The sequence below is a fragment of the Halomonas kalidii genome, assembly GCF_030010475.1.
Lineage (GTDB): Bacteria > Pseudomonadota > Gammaproteobacteria > Pseudomonadales > Halomonadaceae > Halomonas > Halomonas heilongjiangensis.
Genome location: NZ_JASCQN010000008.1, coordinates 121,623 through 140,161 on the forward strand (window position 1 = coordinate 121,623; position 18,539 = coordinate 140,161).

The window sequence follows — 18,539 nt, forward strand, 5'->3', positions numbered from 1 at the left end:
ACGCCCTTGCGGTGCAAGCCTCGGTCAGGGCAACGCTGGAGCCGTATGCGCTGCTAATTCAGTGCGCAAACTCGGGAAACTTGGGCAGCTCATCGGTGAGATCGAACCACTCCGCCTTGGACAACACCAGGCGTGGTAGCGCCTGCTTGGCGACACCAGCGTATCCGGGGTACCCAGCCGCAGCCGCTTGGCCTCGGGAAGATCGTCGCGATCGCTATAGAGCGGGCTGCCGCACTCCGAGCAGAATACCCGGGCCTTGTTCGGCGTGGCGCGATACTCCTTCAGATATTCCGCGACATGAGTAATGCGGAAGTCGCCCGAGCGTATAGGTGCCGCGACGTTGGCAGACTCGGCAGCCGCTACAGCCTCGACAATTGGCGTGCCGTGGCGATCAGCAGATCCGAGAGATTCTGCTCTAACTCCTCGGGCATGCTCCGCACCCGGGACATCGAGATGCTGACAGCCGCTCGCGGTCGGTTGTGCCTATCCAGGATCGGTACCGCGATCGAGATGTCGGAGAGAAAATACTCTTCTACCGACAGCGCATATCCCTGGCGCCTGAATCGGGCCAAGCGCTCCATGATCTCAGGCACCTCATGCACGGTATTCGGTGTGTAGGCCTTTCGCTGCGTCCGCTCCAGAATCTCCACAGCCTCTTGCTCTGCCAGCAGAGACAGCATCGCCAGCCCCGGGGCCGTGCAGAATGCCGGAAGGCGCGAGCCGATGGTGATGTCAGTATCCAGCATGTTGCGGCTCAGCAAGCGGGAGAGATACACCACGTCTTGCCCGTCCAGAATCGTCAGGCTGACCGAACCTTCCGTCTCCTTGCTCAGGTTCAGCAGGTAGGGGCGTACCTTGTCGACCAGTGGGTGCGCATGGAGGTAGTGCGCGGCGATATCCAGCGTGCGCACGCTGGGCTCGATCAGCTGCGTCTCCTCGTTGCGCTGCAGGTAGCCTAGCTGCGTCAAGGTGTGCACGAAGCGCTGCGCCGCGCTCCGGTCCATGTCGCAGCGTTCCGCCAGCTGCTTGACGCTCATCGCCGGATGCTCGGCATCGAAGACCTCGAGGATCCGAAACGCCTTCACCACGCTCTTGACCATCAAGCGGTCCACTTTTTCTTTTTCGCTCAACGCCTTACCCCTTCCTAGTCGGATCTTTTCGTAAGAAAAGTCGCTTCTTGTGTCGATTTTGGGTTTTACAACGCTCACCATTCAACTACATTGATTGAATGTAGATCACGACTGATCGCATTGCAATCACAATGACACAATCAACCGAGAGGCAATCATGTCCGAACACATCCTCACCAACAAGCAAGGCCGTGTAGGCGTCATCACCCTGAATCGCCCCGAAGTCCTTAACGCCTGGCACAGCGAGATGCGCCAGCAGCTCATCGCCGCGCTCGAGGAGTTCACCAACGACGATTCGCTCGGCGCCATCGTGCTGACCGGAGCGGGCAAGCGAGCCTTCAGTGCCGGCCAGGATCTCAACGAGACTCGATCCTTCGACGCCGAGCGGGCCAAACGCTGGGTGGGAGAGTGGGAGATGCTCTACGACAAGCTGCGCAGCAGCCCCAAGCCCATCATCGCCGCGCTCAACGGGGTGGCGGCCGGTTCGGCCTTTCAGGTGGCGCTGCTGTGCGACTTCCGCGTCGCCCATGCCGACGTCCGCATGGGACAGCCCGAAATCAACTCGGGTATCGCCAGCACCACCGGTCCCTGGATCATGCGCGAACACCTGGGGCTCGCTCGCACCATCGACCTGACCCTGAGCGGCCGCCTGATGAATGCCGACGAGTCGCACGCCCTCGGCTTGACCAACCGCCTGGTCGCGGCCGACCAGGTCCTTCCGGAAGCGCTGAAACTGGGTGAAGAGCTCGCCGACAAGCCACCCGTTGCGATGCGCCTGGATCGTCAGCGCTTCAAGGAGATCACCGAGCCCGGCTTCCGCGACTGCCTCGAGGCAGGGGTTCGCATCCAGGGCGAGGCCTACGCCTCGGGCGAGCCGGCACGCATGATGGAGCTCTTCCTCAAGCGCCGAAAAGGTTGAATCGAGATCTGACAACTGCCGCTGGAGTGACGTGACGCGTCAGAAGCAAAGGACAATCGGATTGCCATGATATTCAACCTCAACGATCCCAGTTTCATTCTCGCGCTGCGCGATATCGCAACGCGCGAGCCGGAGCGCTTGTTCGGGAGCTTCGATCAACGCCCCCTGACGTTCGGCGAGCTCGACCTTCAGGCCGAGGCACTCGCCGCCTACCTTCGCCGGGAGTTGGGCATTCGCCCCGGCGAGCGTGCCGCGGTCATGATGCATAACGGCCCCGAGGCCATCGCCATCCTGTTCGCGCTGGCCAAGGCCGGTATCGTCTGGGTGCCGGTCAATGCTCGTCAGCGCGGCAATGGATTGAAGTACATCCTCGAGCATTGCGACCCCGCGGTCCTGTTCACAGATGCCGACCTGTGGCCGGTCGTCGTCGATAGCGGGGCGACATTCACGGGCAAGACGCTGCTGCTGGGAGGCGCGGAAGATACGATCTCCGAGCACCTGGAAGGCAAGGAGAGGCTGGACGCACCGGCTCCTGCCATGTCGGAGTTGTACGCCTTGATGTACACCTCCGGCACGACGGGCAAGCCAAAGGGGGTACGCGTCACGCATGCGATGATGGCCTACGCCCTGAAGAGCGTCGAGCTGCTCTGCTCGATCAAGCCGGGCGACGTCTTCTTCCAGTGGGAGCCTTTCTACCACATCGGCGGCGCCCAGATGCTGTTGCTGCCGCTGTTCTTCGATGTGCGGCTCAGCCTGACCGAGCGCTTCAGCGCCAGTCGCTTCTGGGAGCAGGTCAATGCCAGCGGCGCGACTCACATCCATTACCTGGGAGGCGTCCTGCAGATCCTGCTGAAGCAGCCGCCCAGCGAACTGGAGACCGCGCACAACGTGCGTATCGCCTGGGGAGGGGGCTGTCCAAGCGATATCTGGTCGACCCTGCAGGATCGCTTCGGCTTCGAGATCCGTGAGTGCTACGGCATGACGGAAGCCTCGAGCCTGACCACCTTCAATGCCGAAGGAAAGCCGGGCTCGGTGGGCCGCGCCGTGCCTTGGCTGGAGGTCGGCGTCCACGATGACCAGGGCCGCCCGGTACCGACAGGCGAGCCGGGCCAGGTGGTGGTCCGTGAAACGCATCCCGGCGTGCTGTTCGATGGCTACTTTCGCAATGCCGAGGCCACGGAGAAAGCGCTGGCAAACGGCTTGCTGCATACCGGCGATCGCGGCTGGCTCGATGCGGCAGGCTTTCTCTACTTTCTCGGGCGCATCACCGATAGCGTGCGCTGTCGGGGCGAGAACGTCTCGGCCTGGGAGGTGGAGTCGGTCACTCAGCAGCACCCCGATGTCGAGGAGTGCGCGATGATCGGTGTCGCTGCCGACATCGGCGAGCAAGAGATCAAGCTCTTCCTGAAGCCGAAGGCTGGACGCGATATCGAGCCTCGTGAAATCCATCAGTGGCTGAAGGAGCGCCTGCCCTCCTACCAGTGCCCACGCTACCTCGCCGTCGTGGAGGAGTTCGAGCGAACCCCCAGCCACCGCATCGTCAAGCACAGCCTGCCTACCACCCTGCACGAAGCCTGGGATAGCCAACGGCTTCACTGACCGTGAATCAGAGGAAAACAATGGACAATAACGACAAGAGAAACGACCCGACCACCGTTCCTACAACTAGAAAAGAGGAGACCAACAGCATGGTCCATGTACTGCGCAAGACTGCCGCTATTACCACGTTGACCCTGGCAGCCAACGGCTTTGCCCATGCCGAAGTCTGGGACCTCCCCTCCCCGCAACCGTCGGACAACTACATCACCGAGAACGTCAGCTGGTTCGCCGGCCAGGTGAGCGAAGCCACCAATGGCGAGCTGGACATACGCGTTCACCCGAGCGGGTCGCTGTTCCCCGGCGATCAGATCAAGCGCGCCGTTCAGCGCGACCAGGCACAGATCGGCGTTCACGTCCTCTCCGCCCATCAGAACGAGAACGTCCTCTACGGTATCGACTCGGTGCCTTTCCTGGCGGATTCCTTCGAAGAGTCTACGCAGCTTTGGGAAGTGACCAAGCCGGCTCTAGACGAGATGATGGCGGAGCAGAACCTTCAGTTGCTCTACCACATCCCCTGGCCCCCGCAGGGCATCTTCTTCGACCGCGAGATCGAGTCGCCCGAGGATGCGGAGGGGCTCAAGTTCCGGGCCTATAATACGGCGACGGCACGCTTTGCCGAACTGATGGGCATGACGCCGACGCTTATCGAGGAGGCCGAACTTTCTCAGGCGGCCGCCACCGGCATGGTGCAATCGCTGATCTCCTCCGGCGACCCCGTCTACAACCACCAGCTGTGGGACTACCTCCCCCACTTCTACGATGCCAAGGCTTGGCTCGTACTCAGCCACGTCTTCGTCAACAAGGACCGCTGGGAAGACCTCGACGAGGAAACGAGGCAGGCAGTCCTGGCGATTGCCGCAGAAGCCGAGCAGCGCGGCGAGGAGCAGGCCAGGGAGCTCACCGATGAACTCAAGAACCGCCTGAGCGACAAGGGCGTTGCGATCAACCAGCCCAACGAGGAGCTGCAGGCGGAATTCAACCGTATCGGTGAAGCAATGCAGGAGGAGTGGCTAGAGAAGGCCGGCCCGCAAGGCCAGCAACTGGTAGAGGAATATCGTGCCATGCAGTGACAGCACGATTCACGTCCCCATTCCGAGGAATGGGGACTCCGCTTGGCTGGTTGAACTAGGGGTCGCTCCCATGAACACCTTCTCTTCTCGTGCAGCCAGATGCCTGGAAACGCTCTACCGCGTCTTCGGCTATCTTGCCGCGCTATGCATTTTCATCATGCTCGTCGTGATCGTCGCCCAGGTGGTGCTGCGCTGGAGCGGCACGACTCTGCCTGGCGCTACCAACTATGCCGGCTATCTGATGGGCGCCAGTACGTTCCTTGCTGCGGCCTACACCTTTCACGAAGGCGGGCATATCCGCGTCGGCCTCCTGGTGGAACGGCTTGGGCGCTTTCGCCCCATCGGCGAGCTGTGGTGCCTGCTGGTCGCCGGCGGCATTGCCGGCTTCATCACGTGGCACGCCTTCGATGCGGCCTACTGGTCCTATCGGTTTGGCGACGTCTCATCAGGGCAGGATGCGACGGCGCTCTGGATACCCCAGTCGCTGCTCGCGCTCGGCTCCACGGCCTTCACGATTTCGATTCTCGATCATTTCGTGCGCACCCTGGCCGCGCTGTTTCGTTCCGCAGGCGCCAACCATCACGGAACCCATCCCGTGAGGAGTCTCTGATGGATATCACCGAACTGGCCATTGCGCTTCTGCTCATCCTTTTCCTGCTGCTGGGCTCCGGCGTCTGGGTGGCCCTGTCCCTGATCGGGGTGGCCATCGTATGCATCGCGTTCTTCACTGGCCGCCCGATCGGGGCCTCGATGTACAGCACGCTGTGGACGTCATCGACGAGCTGGACGCTCACGGCCCTTCCTCTGTTCATCTGGATGGGAGAAATCCTGTACCGCACGCGACTTTCGGAAAGCCTCTTCCGCGGGTTGAGCCCTTGGCTCAGTTGGCTGCCGGGGCGGTTGATGCATACCAACGTCATTGGCTGCACCCTGTTCGCCGCGGTCTCGGGCTCTTCCGCCGCCACGCTGACCACCGTGGGCAAGATGTCCATGCCGGAGCTCAAAAAACGCGGTTATTCCGACTTCATGAGCGTGGGAACACTGGCCGGCGCCTCCACCCTCGGCCTGATGATTCCCCCCTCGCTGACCATGATCGTCTATGGCGTGATTACCAATCAGTCCATCCCCAAGCTCTTTATCGCGGGGATACTCCCAGGCCTGATACTGGCCGCGCTGTTCATGGGGTACGTCGTGGCCTGGGGCATCCTGAAGAAGCCCAACATCGTCAAAGAGCCGGCCATGACGATGAAGCATCGCCTCTATGAATCGCGTCTGCTGATTCCTGTCGCGCTGTTGATCATTACCGTGATCGGCTCGATGTACTCCGGCCTCGCTACGGCGACCGAAGCCGCCGCTCTCGGGGTCGTCGGCGCCCTGTTGCTTGCCGCGATACAGCGCAGCCTGACCTTTTCCTCGCTGGTGGCAAGTCTGATGGGAGCAGCGAAGACCTCCTGCATGATCGCCCTGATACTGGCAGGCGCCTCGTTCCTGACGCTGGCCATGGGCTTCACCGGGCTACCGCGCGGCCTGGCCGAGTGGGTGGGGTCGCTGGATCTCTCCCCCTTCATGCTGCTGGTGGCACTGATGCTCGTCTACATCGTGCTGGGCTGCTTTCTCGACGGCATCTCGGCGGTGGTGCTGACCATGGCCGTCGTCACGCCCATGCTCAACGCGGCCGGCATCGATCTGCTCTGGTTCGGTATCTTCGTTCTGGTCATGGTGGAGATGGCCCAGATAACGCCGCCGGTCGGCTTCAATCTCTTCGTCATGAAGGGCCTGACCAACCACAGTCTTGGCTTCATCGCCAAGGCGGCGGCGCCGATGTTCCTGATCATGGCGCTCATGGCGCTGTTGCTGATCGCCTTCCCCGGCCTGGCGACCTTCCTGCCTGGCTACATGAATGAAGCCACGATGTGACCACGATAGCGACCGTTACCGTCACGCCCCCGATTTGGGGGCGTGTGTAATGTGGGGTACGCTTCATCCTCGCGCCGAAACCCTTATCCTACCCATCGCCAGCCGGCTTCACGCCACCCGAGCCACTGTCATGGCTCACGCGTGCCCCTCACGCCTTGCCAGTCTTCCCGATCGAGCTCGGGCCGCTCGGCACGGAAGCGGGCGTACAGCTCGATGCCACGCGGGTCTTCCAGGATATCCACCTGGATGCCCTTGTCGCGCAGCAGGGGTTCATTGCCCGAGGCATTGGTGACGTCGCCCACCACCACGCGGGCGAAGCCCCGCATGTGGAGCAGCGTCGCGCAGATGTCGCAGGGGCTCAGGGAGGTAAAGAGCGTGGTGCGGCTGAAGTCGAGGCGGCCGGCATCGCGAATGGCGGAGGTTTCCCCGTGGTTGTAGGGGTGACTCTCCTGCACCAGGGTGTTGTGCCCCTTGCCGAGAATCCGCCGCGTGGCGTTGTCGATGATCACCGCGCCGATGGGGCAACCGCCCTCGTCGTAGCTCTTCTGCGCCAGCAGCACCGCGATCCGCATGACGTCGGCATCGGTCAGCCGCTGGGCGAACGCCTCGTCCATCAGCACCGGCAGACTGGCGGTCGGCATGTGCGCGATGGCGGCCAGTGCGGACTCCGTCACCTCCGTCCGTGAACTCAACAGCGTTTCCATGGTGCCTCCGATTGGTGGTGGGGGGAAAGCGTACCGGGAAGATACTTGACGCAGGCGGCGTCATGACGGGCCTGGCGGGATCAGGACCGACTCGATCGGCCGTCGCAGCGAACGAGGCATCGCCTTCCCCCGCCCGAAGCGCACCACCAGGTCGGGGCGCCCGAGGTGCCACTCCCCGTTTCAAGGCCCAAGCTCATACTGCACCTCCGTGATACGACCCTTCCAGACCAGCTGCAGGGTCCCGCCGTCGTGCCAGCCCACTTCACCATAGCCTGGAACGCGCATGCCCCCTTGGACCTGATAGTCCCGAAAGTGCCCTTCCCAGGGGACTCGACGGTATTCACCATCGAATCGTCCGAAGCGACCGGGGCTGTAGATCCCGACCACCTCGCCGGCGTCGTTGAAGCGAAACTGCAACGACACCGTCGTTCCCCGGTCGGTCATGGTGGCCATTGCCGTGTGATCATCGATGGGGCTCCACATGACGCCGGACCGTGGCAATAGTGCGGTGGGGCACCAGACGGCCTCGGCCAGATAGCGGTGCAAGGCGCCCGAATTCAGCGCCGGGGTATCGGCGGCCGAAGCGACTGACAAGGCAGACAGAAGGCTGACACGACCCGCCCCACTGCCGTCGATGTAGCTATCCTGCACACGCAGGTGTGTCGCCAACGGCATCTCGACCCGGGCATTCCAGAGAAAGCCGACAGCAGGCGGCACGACGAGCTGGGTTGCCGTGAATGGCAACCATCGGCCTGCTGTCGTACTGGTTCGCAGAACCCCCGCCTGTCGGATTCTCGCCGTCTTGATTGGCCTTCGCTGATCCATCAGCACGTGCCTGAAGTAGCGGGCAACGGGGGCTGGAAGCTCGGTGCGTGATGCCGCATCGACCGCCTCATTGTCCGGCCGGGATGCGCGCTCGATGAGGGCGGCTTCCATCCGCCTTGCCCGTGTCGTGTCGCGGGCCCGGCCGGCCAGGACCGAGATGGCAACCGCTACCAGGATGCCGCCGCTACCGATCAACACCCACTGCATCACTCGTCAGCCTCCTCGCCACCACAAGACGATTCCCACCGGCCCCGCCACGAATCCTGGCCCCACTGGGTCGTGTCCCCCTCGCGCTCATCAGAGTAGCTTCTGCGCCGCGTCGCCGAGGGCCGAAGGATGGCCTCACTTCATCTCGAAGCCGCGTTCGATCAGGAAGTCGCGCATATGGGCGCGCAGCTTGCTGTCGAAGAGCGGGGTGAGGTTCCTCGACCAGTCGGAGTTCTTGTGGCCGCCTCTGCGCTCGCCGTAATAGGTGCGCATGGCCTCGTCGAAGGCCGCCACCTGCTCGCTGTCCTCGGTGTAGACATCCTCCTTGAGGATCGCCTCCACCGGCAGGCGCGGCTTGATGTCCGGATCAACGGCCGGGTAGCCGAGGCACATGCCGAACACCGGGTAGACATGCTCCGGCAGGTGCAGCAGGTCGCTGATGGCGTGGGGGTTGTTGCGGATGCCGCCGATGTAGCAGATGCCGAGCCCCGCGGATTCCGCGGCGATCGCCACGTTCTGGGCCATCAGGGCGGTGTCCACGCTGGCCACCAGCAGTTGCTCGGTCATGCCGCGCACGACGTTGGCGCCGGTGCGCTCGGAGGCCTCGGTGGGGCGCTTCATGTCGGCGCAGAACACCAGGAAGTCGGCGCAGCTCGCCACATAGCCCTGACCGCCGGCCAGTTCGGCGATCCTCTCGCGGTTGGCCGGGTTCCTGACGTGGATGACGCTGTAGGCCTGCACGTGGCTGGAGGTGGCGGCGGCCTGGCCGGCGCGGATCAGCTCCAGCAGCAGCTCGCGGGGGATCTGCTGGTCGGTGAACCTGCGGATCGAGCGGTGGGATTTCAGCAAGTCAATGGTGGGGTTCATGGGACCTCGAAGGATGGGATGTGAATCGTTAACCTGCTCATTATCTGTCATCCCGGAAGGCATTGCATCCCGGCCTCAGGCGGTGCCAGTCAGCGGGGACGGTACTCGGGACGAAGGCATGGATTGTTCGCCAGAGACCGCTGCGGCAGAATCGAGCGCTGAACCACTCCACCCAGGTGGCCCAAATGGACTCGATGACCCTGCTGTTCTTCGTGCCGGCCTGCTTCGCCCTGAACATGGCGCCGGGCCCCAACAACCTGCTGTCCATGAGCAACGCCAAGCGCTATGGCGTGCGCATGGCCTGCCTGGCCGGTATCGGCCGTCTGGCGGCCTTTGTGGTGATGATCACGCTCGCTGCCTCGGGCCTGGCGACCGTGCTCCACACCTCCGAGCAACTGTTCCTGATCATCAAGGTGCTCGGTGCCGGCTATCTGTTCTGGCTGGCCTTCCAGCTGTGGAACGCCGAGAGCGGGGACGAGGCCATGGCCACCGGCCCGCTGGGTTTCTGGGGCCTCGCCAGGCAGGAGTTCCTGCTCGCCGCCGGCAATCCCAAGGCCATCCTGATCTTCACGGCGTTTCTGCCGCAGTTCGTCGCGCCGGGCGGCAGTGTCGCCGTCCAGTTCCTGATCCTGGGCGCCCTGTTCCTGGCGCTCGAGTGGGTGGCGATCGCCGGCTATGCCTGTTTCGGCGCCTTCCTGCGTCACTGGTTCTCGCGCCCCACCATGCGCCGGCTGTTCAACCGCACCTGCGCGAGCCTGTTGGCGAGCGCCGGTGTCGGCCTGCTGGTGGCGCGACGGGAGTGAGCCCGAGTCGGTCGAGTGTCCGATGGGGTAGATGACGATCCATCAGCCGGCGCCGGTCGCGAGAGGGAGCCAGACGTGCTCATAGCCGATCGAGACGGAGACGCCCACCAGCAGTACCGACATCGCGAGGCTGAAGCCCGTGAGAATTCTCGGGTTCTCGATTCGTCGCCCTGCAACGGCCCCCATCAGCGCATAGCTGCCGGGCGCTCCGATCGCCAGAGCCGTCAATCCCAGCGACCAGAGCAGCAGGCTGACGCCATGGATGCCTGCGGCGGGAAATTGGATCGTGGCGATCGGCAGGGTCGCTATCATGCCCTTGGGGTTGCAGAGCTGCATGATCAGGCCATCGCGCAGGCGAAGTACACGCGGCGCTTGCCGTACGGCGCCCAGCTCGATGCTCGACCGGGCGATCTTGACGGCGAGATAGAGGATATACCCGCACCCCACGGCCCCCACCACGGCGAGCATATCGCCACGCACCCAGGCCGCACCGGCCCAGCCGAACACCACGAACAGCACCAACATGGCCAGCCCCACCCCGAGGAAGAAACCGACCGAGGTTCTGGCCTGGCCGTTGAGGCCGGCATTCAGGCCGAGCAGATTCACAGGCCCAGGCGTGTACATGACGCCCAGGGCATAGGCGACGATCTCCATGGGAGCCTCTCCGATAGGTAGTGCGTTATGTGTGTGGCCGAGCGGCCGGGATTCAGCGCCGCTAGGTGACGCTGCGCTGGTATTGATACGGCGTCTTGCCGTAGATGCGCTTGAAGCGGCGATTGAAGTGGCTGAGGTCGGTAAAGCCGTAGCGGAAGGCCACCTCGGAGGGCGCCATGCCGGCCTCCAGGGCGTTGCGCGCGGCATTGACCCGGCAGCTCAGTACGTACTGGTGCGGCGTGATGCCGAACTGCTGCCGGAACAGGCGCAGGAAGTGGTACTTCGAGAGGTGGGCGGCCTGGCTGATCTCGTCCAGCGAGAGATCCGCCTCCAGGTGCGCGAGGACGTACTCCTTGGCACGCAGCAACAGCGCATCGGGCCGGCTCACCCTGCCGCCCGGCTGGAACTTGCCGGCCCGCTGCACCAGACGAGTCGCCATGCGATGCAGGGCGTGCTCCTGATCGATGCGCGTGCCCTGCTGGTGGGTCGTCAGGTGCGCCAGTTCCAGGATGGCCTGGCGCAGCTCGGGGTCGGCCAGCAGGGTGTCGCTTCCCTGGAACTGAGCGGCGCGCTCGCACCCCGCCGCATCGGCGAACAGCGCCTCGAGCTGGGCGGAAGGCACGTAGACCATGACATACCCCAGCGTGCTGTCGCCGCCCGGGTGGCCGTCGTGCACCTGCTCGGGATTGAACTGGATGACGTTGCCGGGCGGGCTGCGGTGAAACTGCCCGCCGCTGAAGAAATCCTGCCGCCCGGCGAGGGTGACGCCGAAGGCGTACTCCTCGTGGGCATGGCGGTCGTAGCTGAAATCGCTCAACGCCGCCCGGAGGACCGTGAGCTCGGGAATATGCCGGCTCTTGAAGTAGTCGAATCGACTGGACTGTTTCGCCATGCCACACCTCCCTGACCGCCACTCAGGCATAGCTTAGGCCTACCCCCAAGCCGCAGGCTTGGACATTATTGCGGAAACGGCCAGCGAGGATCTCGCCCGTGAGCCGCTCGTTTCAATTTCCCCTCCCTACCGTGCAGCGAGGAAGTCCCGCACCCGCTGTATCAGGAGGACGGATGCATCGGCGTCGTACGAAGACAGCGAGCTGTCGGCGAAGTTGTGCTGATCGCCGGGGTAAAGGAACAACTCCGCCTCCTCGGCTTCTTCGACGAGTGCCCGAGCGGCGTCGATGTCGCCATCACCAACAAAGATCGGGTCGGCATCCATGGCATGCACCTGCACCGGCACCCTCTTCGGCCAGGTCGACCCGAACTCCGAGATCGGCACGCAGGAATGGAAGAAAAGCGCCCCGCGCGCTCCGGCCCGGGTCTGGGCCAGCTTCTGCGCCGGGACCACGCCTAGAGAGAATCCGGCGTAGACCAACTCGGTCGGCAACCCGTCCACCGCTCGCTCCCCACGCTGAATCACCTCGCCAAACCCAAGTTCCTCGACGAATCTCATACCGTTCTCGAGATCGTCGAAGGTGCGGCCATCGAAGAGATCGGGCGTGTAGACGATGTGCCCGGACCGGCGCAGCCGGTCGGCAAACTCGACGACGCCAGGGGTCAGTCCTTGCGCATGGTGGAACAACATGACCTCTGCCATTTTCGACCTCCTGTCGCGACCGCCACGATAGCTGGTGCCTGACGCTTCGATTATGTGGCATCTACCACCCGAGAATGAATCTCACCCAAGATCTCAAGCCCTCTGGGGGAAGTCCAGCATCGCTCGAACGAATTGTCAGGCCGCGAACCTGGTAGCTGCGCCAACCAGCGCTGCGGCCAAGAGAGTGAATGTAGGGATGACCGTCAGAAGAAAGCCGGGGCCGCGTTTTGCTGGATCTGCAATATACAGCTGTCGATAAAGAAATCGGCCAACCAGATAGACCACCCCAATGCCGGCGATGATCGTGTTTGGCCAATACAGGCCGGCGATGAGCAAGGCGGGAAGAAAGCCGATCAGTTGCTCTAGCGTATTCATGTGTACGCGAAAGGCACGCTCAAAGTGCTCGTTGCCGGAAGTGGCGGGAGCCTTGACTCCGTACTTTGCCCTGGCGCGTCCAACCAGAATGCCAAACAGGAAGAACTGAAGAACCGCTAGTACCGCAACGATGTGTACGTAGTTCATTGCCACTCCGTTGTGAGTCGTACCGCGACCTACGCTTGTCTGAAAACTGCCTGCGCTCGGTCATACGGCGTTAAAAATCGGCTCAAAGTACTCATTTACACCGCGTAAACTCCGTCATTTCGCCGATTTTTGCCTTGTCTGGCCATCGCTCGACGACTTTTCGGACAAAGGTTGGCAGCGATCAGATGGCACGCTCAGCCGTCCAGATGAGCGTCTGCGCGCTGGAATCAATAAACGTGCCTGCCTGGGCACCGTTCGTGCGTCAGCGATCAGGCATGGCGGCGCCGCCTGAGCATGCCGAAGGCCTTGACTCCGGCCAGCACCGCGGCGCCGGCGAGCACGCCGATGGCGGCATTCAGTGCCGTCTCGCTGAGCGGACCGAGGATCGTGCCGGCGCTGGGCAGGTCGGCCGCGAGATGAGCCAGCGCCTCGACGCCGTGATGCACGGCGGGCAGCCCGTGCGCCAGGATGCCGCCCCCGACCATGAACATGGCGGCGGTGCCGATCACCGAGAGCGACTTCATCAGGTAGGGCGCCACCCGTACGATGGCGTTGCCCACGGCCTTCGCCGGCGCCGCGCTACGCTGGCTGAGGTAGAGGCCGAGGTCGTCGAGCTTGACGATGCCGGCGACCAGGCCATAGACGCCAACGGTCATGATCAGGGCGATGCCCACCAGCACCGCGACCTGCTGCGGGAAGGGCGCACCGGCCACGCTGCCCAGGGTGATGGCGATGATCTCCGCCGAGAGGATGAAGTCGGTACGCACCGCGCCCTTGATCTTGTCCCGCTCGAGCGCCACCACATCGGCATCCGGATCGGATAGGGTCCGCACCAGCCGCTCATGCTCCTGCGCCGATTCGGCCTCGTCGTGGGTAAAGGCGTGGAAGAGCTTTTCCGCGCCTTCGAAGCACAGGAAGGCGCCCCCCAGCATCAGCAGCGGCGTCACGGCCCAGGGGGCGATGGCGCTGATCAGCAGCGCCGCCGGCACCAGGATCGCCTTGTTGCGCAGCGAGCCCCTGGCCACCGCCCACACCACCGGCAGTTCGCGGTCGGCCTTCACCCCGCTGACCTGCTGGGCGTTCAGCGCCAGGTCGTCGCCGAGCACTCCGGCGGTCTTCTTGACCGCCACCTTGGTCATCAACGACACATCGTCGAGGATCGTCGCGATATCGTCGATCAGAGTCAGTAAGCTTGCACCTGCCACGGCTGTCTTCCTGTTCCGCTAATGGGGCCGGCGATGGTCTCCCTTCGCCACAAGCGCAGCATGGCATAATCGGCGCACTGCAGAGGAGCTCGATGCGTGAAACCCGAGGATCTGGAAAAGCTGGTGACCCGACGGATGCCCTACGGCAAGTACGAAGGCCGGCTGATCGCCGACCTTCCCGGCCCCTACCTCAACTGGTTCGCCCGCCAGGGCTTCCCGCCCGGCGAGATCGGCCAGCTCCTGCATCTGATGCATGAGATCGACCACAACGGCCTGAGCCCGCTGCTCGATCCGCTGCGGGAGATGCATGGGGCCTAGTCTATTTTCCCTATAGGGAAAATATTGATCTCCCTGCCTGCTACCTCCCAATTTTTTCCCTATCGGGAAATTTCGCGTGCATTCGCCCATTCCCCTGATAGAATTATCCCCATCAGGAAAATTACGCCCCGTGCGACCTTACGCCATCACGCCGCTCGAGAGACAGATGCCCATGCAACCGCCCAGCCCGGTCAATATCCGCGATGCCAAGGCGCTCGGCCAACTGATTCGCCGCACGCGCAAGCAGCAAGGGCTGACCCTGGAAACCCTGGCCGGCCTGTGTGGGTTGAGCATTCGCTTCCTGAGCGAACTGGAGAATGGCCGCGACTCCTGCGGCTTCGCACGCATCATGATGGTGCTCGATGCCCTGGGTATCGATCTCGTCGCCTATCCCACCGAGGAGACCCCGTCGTGAGGCATCAACAGGAGCTGCATGTCTGGCGCGACGAGCAGCGCGTGGGCACCCTGTGGCGCGGTGACGATGGACGACTGATGGGGTTCGAGTACGACGACGCCTGGCAAGCGACGGGGCAGGCCATTTCGCATAGCCTGCCTTTGAGCCGGAAGACCTGGCTGCCGGAAGACCAACGCGCCCATCGCTGGTTCGGCAACCTGCTGCCGGAAGAGCAGGCACGCGAGGCCCTGATCAAGCGACTGGGCATTCCCGACGACGACTTCTCTCTGCTGGCCGCCATCGGCGGCGACTGCGCCGGTGCCCTGACGATCCTGCCCCCCGGGCAGGCCCCGTTGTCACGCGAACAGTCATCGGGCGACTATCGCGCCCTGGAGCTCGACCGGCTCGGCCAGTGGGCCGCCTTCCGCGAGCGCTATGCGCTGATGGCCGACGACGACCCTGCCAGGCGCCCTCGCCTGTCCCTGGCCGGCGCCCAGGACAAGATCCCCGTGCTCGTGTGGGATGGCGCACTCTACCTGCCCTCCGGTGCCGCACCTTCCTCGCATATCCTGAAGTTCGCCGTCGAGGGGCGCGAACAGGTCATCCTCAATGAGCTGTACCTGAACACCCTGGCACGACTGGCCGGGCTGGCCTGCCCTCCCACCGAGATGAGTCATGCCGGCCGCCATCCCTACCTGATCGTCGAACGTTACGATCGTCGTGGCATCGGCACACGCCATATCGAACGCTTGCACCAGGAAGACCTGTGCCAGGCCATGGGGCTGGCGCGCACCCAGAAATACCAGGCCTTCGGTGGCCCACGTTTCGGACAAGGCGTGCAAAGGGTACGCGAGGCCTGCAAACCCTCGGCGGCCTCCATCCAGCACCTGCTTCGCTGGCAGCTCTTCAATGTGCTGGTCGGCAACAGCGACGGCCATGCCAAGAACGTCTCGCTGCTGCAGGATGCCCGTGGCCGGTGGCAGATCGCCCCGGCCTACGACCTGGTCGGCACCATCGTGCTCGGTTACAACCCCGAGTTGGCCTTCTCGGTGGGTGAGCAGTTCAACTCGATGCAACTCTTGCCACGAGACTGGCGAGCCTTCGCCCGGGAATGCCGTTTCAGCTACCCGTTCGTCAAACGCCAGATCCAGGACATGGCCGCCACGCTCGCCGAGCTTGCCGACTCCTCGTCCCTGCAGCAGGCCCTGCAACAAGCCGGCCTCGGGGATAACGGCTGGGTACGGTTGCAGCAGCAGCGCCAGCATATTCACAAGCAATGTCGTCGGGCAGAGCGCTGGTAGAACAACGCCATCACCTCACAGGGCACCACCAGGGAGACGCAAGCATACGGGTCCCCCCGATCCGTGTATGCTGACGTACATCCACTTGCCTTGGTGGGGACCTCTCGTTGACTGTCGGCCGTATCGGCCGGGACCATCCCGTCGCCTCCTCTGAGTCCATACCCGAGGTAGACGCTTCATGCTTCCTGGTTCCCTTCGTGCCATTCTCGACTGCGCCGCTCACCCCGCTGACGCCCGCCAATCGGCCATCGTGTACTGCGAGGGCAACTTCGCGCGCATCGATGGCAAGACGGCCAACGGCCTGGTGCGCAGCAGCGAGCGGTATCGCATCCTGTCCGTCATCGACAGTACCCTGGCCGGCGAGGACGCGGGTATCGCCCTGGGCGAGGCGGCGGCGGGCATCCCCCTCGTGGCCGATCTGACCGCGGCGCTCGCCGCGACCGATAACCTTCCCGACGTCCTCATCTTCGGGCTGGCGCCGTTGTCGGGCCTGATGTCCGAGGCGGACCGCGCGGTGGTGCTGGCGGCCGTGGCGGCAGGCATCAGCGTGGTATCCGGCCTGCACGAGTTCCTCGCGGACGACCCGGAGATCTCGGCGGCGGCACGTGTCGCCGGCGTCATGCTTCACGATATCCGCCGGCCACGCCCGACCAAGCACCTGCGCATGTTCGACGGCGCGATCGGCGGCGTCGACTGTGTGCGCATCGCGATACTGGGCACGGATGGCGCGATCGGCAAGCGCACCACCTCGACGCTGCTCACCCAGGCGCTCAACGACGCCGGGATTCACACCGTGATGGTGGGGACGGGGCAGACCGGTCTGATGCAGGGCGCCGCCTATGGCGTCGCGCTCGATGCCATTCCCGCCCAGTTCGGCGTCGGCGAACTGGAGGGGGCGGTGCTCGCCGCCTATGAGGGCGAGCGCCCCGACGTCATCGTGATCGAAGGCCAGGGCGCCCTCAGTCACCCCGCCTACCTGAGCTCGACGGTGGTGTTGCGCGCCAGCCGGCCACAAGCCGTGATCATGCAGCATGCCCCGGCCCGCCGAATGCTCAGTGACTATCCGGAGGTGCGGATGCCGTCCCCCCTCTCGGAGATCAAGCTCATCGAGCTGTTCGGCAAGACCACGGTCATCGGGCTGGCCATCAACCACGAGGACATGACCGAGGCAGAGGTCACGGCGGCCATCGCCCGCTACAAGGTTGAGCTCGGCCTCCCCGCCACCGATGCGCTGTGGCACGACCCCTCGGCGCTGGTGGCGATGGTCACCGCCGCCTTTCCCGCACTGCAGGCGCGTCAGCCACTGGCAATGGCGTGACCTCTCCCCGCATCGAGATCGATCTGGCCAAGATCGAGCACAACGCTCGCACGCTTGTCACCCTGTTGTCCGGCCGCGGTATCGACGTCACCGGGGTCACCAAGGCGACCCTGGGCTCGCCCGAGGTGGCGGAGGCCATGCTCGCGGGGGGTGTGGCGCGGCTCGGCGATTCGCGGATCGACAACCTCGAGGCGCTTCGCGCCGCGGGCATTCAGGCGCCGCTGACGCTGCTGCGTTCGCCCACACCCGACCAGGCCGATCGGACGGTGGCGTGCGCCAGCGTCAGCCAGGTGAGCGAGCTCGAGGTGGTGAAGGCGTTGTCGGCGGCGGCGGGCAGGCGCGGCGTCACTCACGGCCTGGTGCTGATGGTAGAGCTGGGCGACCTGCGCGAGGGCGTGCTGCCGGGCGATGTGCTCGACCTCGCCCGGTGCATATCGCGCACCCCTCACGTCACGCTCGCCGGCCTCGGCACCAACCTGGCGTGCCGCGCCGGCGTCGTGCCGAGCACCGACAACATGGGCGAGCTGTCTATGCTCGCGACCCTGCTCGAAGGCGAGCTGGGCCTGTACCTGCCGATCGTTTCCGGCGGCAATTCGGCCAATCTCGCCTGGGCCATCGCCGCGCCCGCTGGCCGAATCAACGATCTGCGGCTCGGCGAGTCGATCCTGCTGGGCTGCGACCCGCTCACGCGGATGCCCCTGAGCGGCCTGTACACCGACGCCTTCACCCTGGTGGTGCCCGTCATCGAGTCGCTGGCCAAGCCGACGGTGCCACGCGGCGCCACCGGCGAGGCCGCGTTCGGCGTGCCGATGCCGATGCGCGAACGCGGCACCATCGTCCAGACGATCGCCGCGATCGGGCGGCAGGACGTCGACCCGGAAGGCCTGACGCCCCCGGGCGGCGTCAGCGTGCTCGCCGCCAGCAGCGACCACCTGGTGCTGGAAACGCCTCACCGCCTGGCACCCGGCGTGGAGCTGCGCTTCGGGCTCGATTATTCGGCGCTGCTGCGCGCGATGACGTCTCCCTTCGTCGTGACCACATTCGCGGCGACGACAAGCCCTCTGGTGCCGGAATTGTCGTTTCTGCCGTGGGCCAGCTGAGCGGTCACGCAACCCTATGCAGGGTTCCTTGCCCCGTCCTGTACGAGGTTTTTTGGTGCACTAATGCCACAGGGGAAAGACCGATGGGCGAT

Annotated in this window: 21 protein-coding genes; 11 read left to right on the forward strand and 10 right to left on the reverse strand. The window is 64.3% G+C overall.

Going from position 1 to position 18,539, the window contains the following annotated elements:
* Nucleotides 1-24: 24 nt before the first annotated feature.
* Nucleotides 25-375: a GFA family protein gene (locus tag QLQ85_RS01110; protein ID WP_326521363.1), complete on the reverse strand. Its 351-nt coding sequence runs from the start codon at nt 373-375 to the stop codon at nt 25-27.
* Complete coding sequence (locus QLQ85_RS01115; protein WP_282737337.1) at nt 360-1,130, reverse strand: IclR family transcriptional regulator; 771 nt, start codon at nt 1,128-1,130, stop codon at nt 360-362. Before QLQ85_RS01115 ends, QLQ85_RS01110 begins: the two co-directional genes overlap by 16 nt.
* Before the next feature lie 157 nt (nt 1,131-1,287).
* On the opposite strand from QLQ85_RS01115, the gene QLQ85_RS01120 reads away from it, so the two are divergent.
* The 5 genes from QLQ85_RS01120 (at nt 1,288) to QLQ85_RS01140 (ending at nt 6,635) form a co-directional block, all read left to right on the forward strand.
* Nucleotides 1,288-2,049: an enoyl-CoA hydratase/isomerase family protein gene (locus tag QLQ85_RS01120; protein ID WP_282737338.1), complete on the forward strand. Its 762-nt coding sequence runs from the start codon at nt 1,288-1,290 to the stop codon at nt 2,047-2,049.
* A gap of 66 nt (nt 2,050-2,115) precedes the next feature.
* A complete protein-coding gene (locus tag QLQ85_RS01125; protein ID WP_282737339.1) occupies nt 2,116-3,648 on the forward strand; it encodes a class I adenylate-forming enzyme family protein in 1,533 nt (510 codons plus the stop codon).
* A 20-nt stretch (nt 3,649-3,668) separates the two neighbouring features.
* On the forward strand, nt 3,669-4,718 hold the full coding sequence (locus tag QLQ85_RS01130; RefSeq protein ID WP_282737340.1) for a TRAP transporter substrate-binding protein: 1,050 nt from the start codon (nt 3,669-3,671) through the stop codon (nt 4,716-4,718).
* A gap of 70 nt (nt 4,719-4,788) precedes the next feature.
* Nucleotides 4,789-5,328, forward strand: coding sequence for a TRAP transporter small permease subunit (locus QLQ85_RS01135; RefSeq protein WP_282737341.1), 540 nt, complete (start codon nt 4,789-4,791; stop codon nt 5,326-5,328).
* Nucleotides 5,328-6,635, forward strand: coding sequence for a TRAP transporter large permease (locus QLQ85_RS01140; protein WP_282737342.1), 1,308 nt, complete (start codon nt 5,328-5,330; stop codon nt 6,633-6,635). The genes QLQ85_RS01135 and QLQ85_RS01140 overlap by 1 nt, the downstream gene beginning before the upstream one ends.
* A gap of 128 nt (nt 6,636-6,763) precedes the next feature.
* Here the strand turns inward: QLQ85_RS01140 and QLQ85_RS01145 are convergent, their stop codons facing one another.
* The 3 genes from QLQ85_RS01145 to nfsA all read right to left on the reverse strand — a co-directional run bounded on the left by QLQ85_RS01145 (nt 6,764) and on the right by nfsA (nt 9,238).
* Nucleotides 6,764-7,339: a nucleoside deaminase gene (locus tag QLQ85_RS01145; protein WP_282737343.1), complete on the reverse strand. Its 576-nt coding sequence runs from the start codon at nt 7,337-7,339 to the stop codon at nt 6,764-6,766.
* A 180-nt stretch (nt 7,340-7,519) separates the two neighbouring features.
* Nucleotides 7,520-8,371, reverse strand: coding sequence for a DUF6920 family protein (locus QLQ85_RS01150; protein WP_326521364.1), 852 nt, complete (start codon nt 8,369-8,371; stop codon nt 7,520-7,522).
* Between the two features lie 135 nt (nt 8,372-8,506).
* Complete coding sequence (gene nfsA / locus QLQ85_RS01155) at nt 8,507-9,238, reverse strand: oxygen-insensitive NADPH nitroreductase (RefSeq protein WP_282737345.1); 732 nt, start codon at nt 9,236-9,238, stop codon at nt 8,507-8,509.
* Between the two features lie 185 nt (nt 9,239-9,423).
* Between nfsA and QLQ85_RS01160 the strand changes: the two genes are divergently transcribed.
* Nucleotides 9,424-10,041 (forward strand): LysE family translocator, encoded by a 618-nt coding sequence (locus QLQ85_RS01160; protein ID WP_282737346.1) that lies wholly within the window; start codon nt 9,424-9,426, stop codon nt 10,039-10,041.
* Nucleotides 10,042-10,083: 42 nt separating this feature from the next.
* Here QLQ85_RS01160 and QLQ85_RS01165 read toward each other — a convergent pair whose 3' ends face one another.
* The 5 genes from QLQ85_RS01165 to QLQ85_RS01185 all read right to left on the reverse strand — a co-directional run bounded on the left by QLQ85_RS01165 (nt 10,084) and on the right by QLQ85_RS01185 (nt 14,016).
* Nucleotides 10,084-10,695, reverse strand: coding sequence for a LysE family translocator (locus QLQ85_RS01165; RefSeq protein ID WP_282737347.1), 612 nt, complete (start codon nt 10,693-10,695; stop codon nt 10,084-10,086).
* Between the two features lie 61 nt (nt 10,696-10,756).
* Nucleotides 10,757-11,587 carry an AraC family transcriptional regulator gene (locus QLQ85_RS01170; protein WP_282737348.1) on the reverse strand — a complete coding sequence of 277 codons (831 nt, stop codon included), beginning with the start codon at nt 11,585-11,587 and terminating at the stop codon, nt 10,757-10,759.
* Between the two features lie 126 nt (nt 11,588-11,713).
* Nucleotides 11,714-12,289, reverse strand: coding sequence for a dienelactone hydrolase family protein (locus QLQ85_RS01175; RefSeq protein ID WP_282737349.1), 576 nt, complete (start codon nt 12,287-12,289; stop codon nt 11,714-11,716).
* Nucleotides 12,290-12,424: 135 nt separating this feature from the next.
* Nucleotides 12,425-12,811 carry an MAPEG family protein gene (locus tag QLQ85_RS01180; RefSeq protein WP_282737350.1) on the reverse strand — a complete coding sequence of 129 codons (387 nt, stop codon included), beginning with the start codon at nt 12,809-12,811 and terminating at the stop codon, nt 12,425-12,427.
* Nucleotides 12,812-13,080: 269 nt separating this feature from the next.
* A complete protein-coding gene (locus tag QLQ85_RS01185) occupies nt 13,081-14,016 on the reverse strand; it encodes a DUF808 domain-containing protein (protein ID WP_282737351.1) in 936 nt (311 codons plus the stop codon).
* A gap of 96 nt (nt 14,017-14,112) precedes the next feature.
* Here QLQ85_RS01185 and QLQ85_RS01190 point away from each other — a divergent pair, with 96 nt between their 5' ends.
* The 5 genes from QLQ85_RS01190 (at nt 14,113) to QLQ85_RS01210 (ending at nt 18,447) form a co-directional block, all read left to right on the forward strand.
* Complete coding sequence (locus tag QLQ85_RS01190) at nt 14,113-14,334, forward strand: DUF3820 family protein (protein WP_282737352.1); 222 nt, start codon at nt 14,113-14,115, stop codon at nt 14,332-14,334.
* Nucleotides 14,335-14,500: 166 nt separating this feature from the next.
* A complete protein-coding gene (locus QLQ85_RS01195) occupies nt 14,501-14,749 on the forward strand; it encodes a helix-turn-helix domain-containing protein (protein ID WP_282720365.1) in 249 nt (82 codons plus the stop codon).
* On the forward strand, nt 14,746-16,029 hold the full coding sequence (locus QLQ85_RS01200; RefSeq protein WP_282737353.1) for a type II toxin-antitoxin system HipA family toxin: 1,284 nt from the start codon (nt 14,746-14,748) through the stop codon (nt 16,027-16,029). The genes QLQ85_RS01195 and QLQ85_RS01200 overlap by 4 nt, the downstream gene beginning before the upstream one ends.
* A gap of 178 nt (nt 16,030-16,207) precedes the next feature.
* Complete coding sequence (locus QLQ85_RS01205; RefSeq protein ID WP_282737354.1) at nt 16,208-17,347, forward strand: DUF1611 domain-containing protein; 1,140 nt, start codon at nt 16,208-16,210, stop codon at nt 17,345-17,347.
* The gene (locus tag QLQ85_RS01210; RefSeq protein ID WP_282737355.1) at nt 17,344-18,447 is read left to right on the forward strand and encodes an alanine/ornithine racemase family PLP-dependent enzyme; all 1,104 of its coding nucleotides are present in this window, start codon (nt 17,344-17,346) and stop codon (nt 18,445-18,447) included. Before QLQ85_RS01205 ends, QLQ85_RS01210 begins: the two co-directional genes overlap by 4 nt.
* The last annotated feature ends 92 nt before the right edge of the window (nt 18,448-18,539 follow it).

Coding starts and splice junctions, on each gene's coding strand:
- nfsA (WP_282737345.1), bottom strand. CDS start 9,238: ATGAACCCCACCATTGACTTGCTGAAATCCCACCGCTCGATCCGCAGG.
- QLQ85_RS01205 (WP_282737354.1), top strand. CDS start 16,208: ATGCTTCCTGGTTCCCTTCGTGCCATTCTCGACTGCGCCGCTCACCCC.
- QLQ85_RS01165 (WP_282737347.1), bottom strand. CDS start 10,695: ATGGAGATCGTCGCCTATGCCCTGGGCGTCATGTACACGCCTGGGCCT.
- QLQ85_RS01170 (WP_282737348.1), bottom strand. CDS start 11,587: ATGGCGAAACAGTCCAGTCGATTCGACTACTTCAAGAGCCGGCATATT.
- QLQ85_RS01120 (WP_282737338.1), top strand. CDS start 1,288: ATGTCCGAACACATCCTCACCAACAAGCAAGGCCGTGTAGGCGTCATC.
- QLQ85_RS01130 (WP_282737340.1), top strand. CDS start 3,669: ATGGACAATAACGACAAGAGAAACGACCCGACCACCGTTCCTACAACT.
- QLQ85_RS01180 (WP_282737350.1), bottom strand. CDS start 12,811: ATGAACTACGTACACATCGTTGCGGTACTAGCGGTTCTTCAGTTCTTC.
- QLQ85_RS01145 (WP_282737343.1), bottom strand. CDS start 7,339: ATGGAAACGCTGTTGAGTTCACGGACGGAGGTGACGGAGTCCGCACTG.
- QLQ85_RS01160 (WP_282737346.1), top strand. CDS start 9,424: ATGGACTCGATGACCCTGCTGTTCTTCGTGCCGGCCTGCTTCGCCCTG.
- QLQ85_RS01195 (WP_282720365.1), top strand. CDS start 14,501: ATGCCCATGCAACCGCCCAGCCCGGTCAATATCCGCGATGCCAAGGCG.
- QLQ85_RS01150 (WP_326521364.1), bottom strand. CDS start 8,371: ATGCAGTGGGTGTTGATCGGTAGCGGCGGCATCCTGGTAGCGGTTGCC.
- QLQ85_RS01135 (WP_282737341.1), top strand. CDS start 4,789: ATGAACACCTTCTCTTCTCGTGCAGCCAGATGCCTGGAAACGCTCTAC.
- QLQ85_RS01140 (WP_282737342.1), top strand. CDS start 5,328: ATGGATATCACCGAACTGGCCATTGCGCTTCTGCTCATCCTTTTCCTG.
- QLQ85_RS01125 (WP_282737339.1), top strand. CDS start 2,116: ATGATATTCAACCTCAACGATCCCAGTTTCATTCTCGCGCTGCGCGAT.
- QLQ85_RS01175 (WP_282737349.1), bottom strand. CDS start 12,289: ATGGCAGAGGTCATGTTGTTCCACCATGCGCAAGGACTGACCCCTGGC.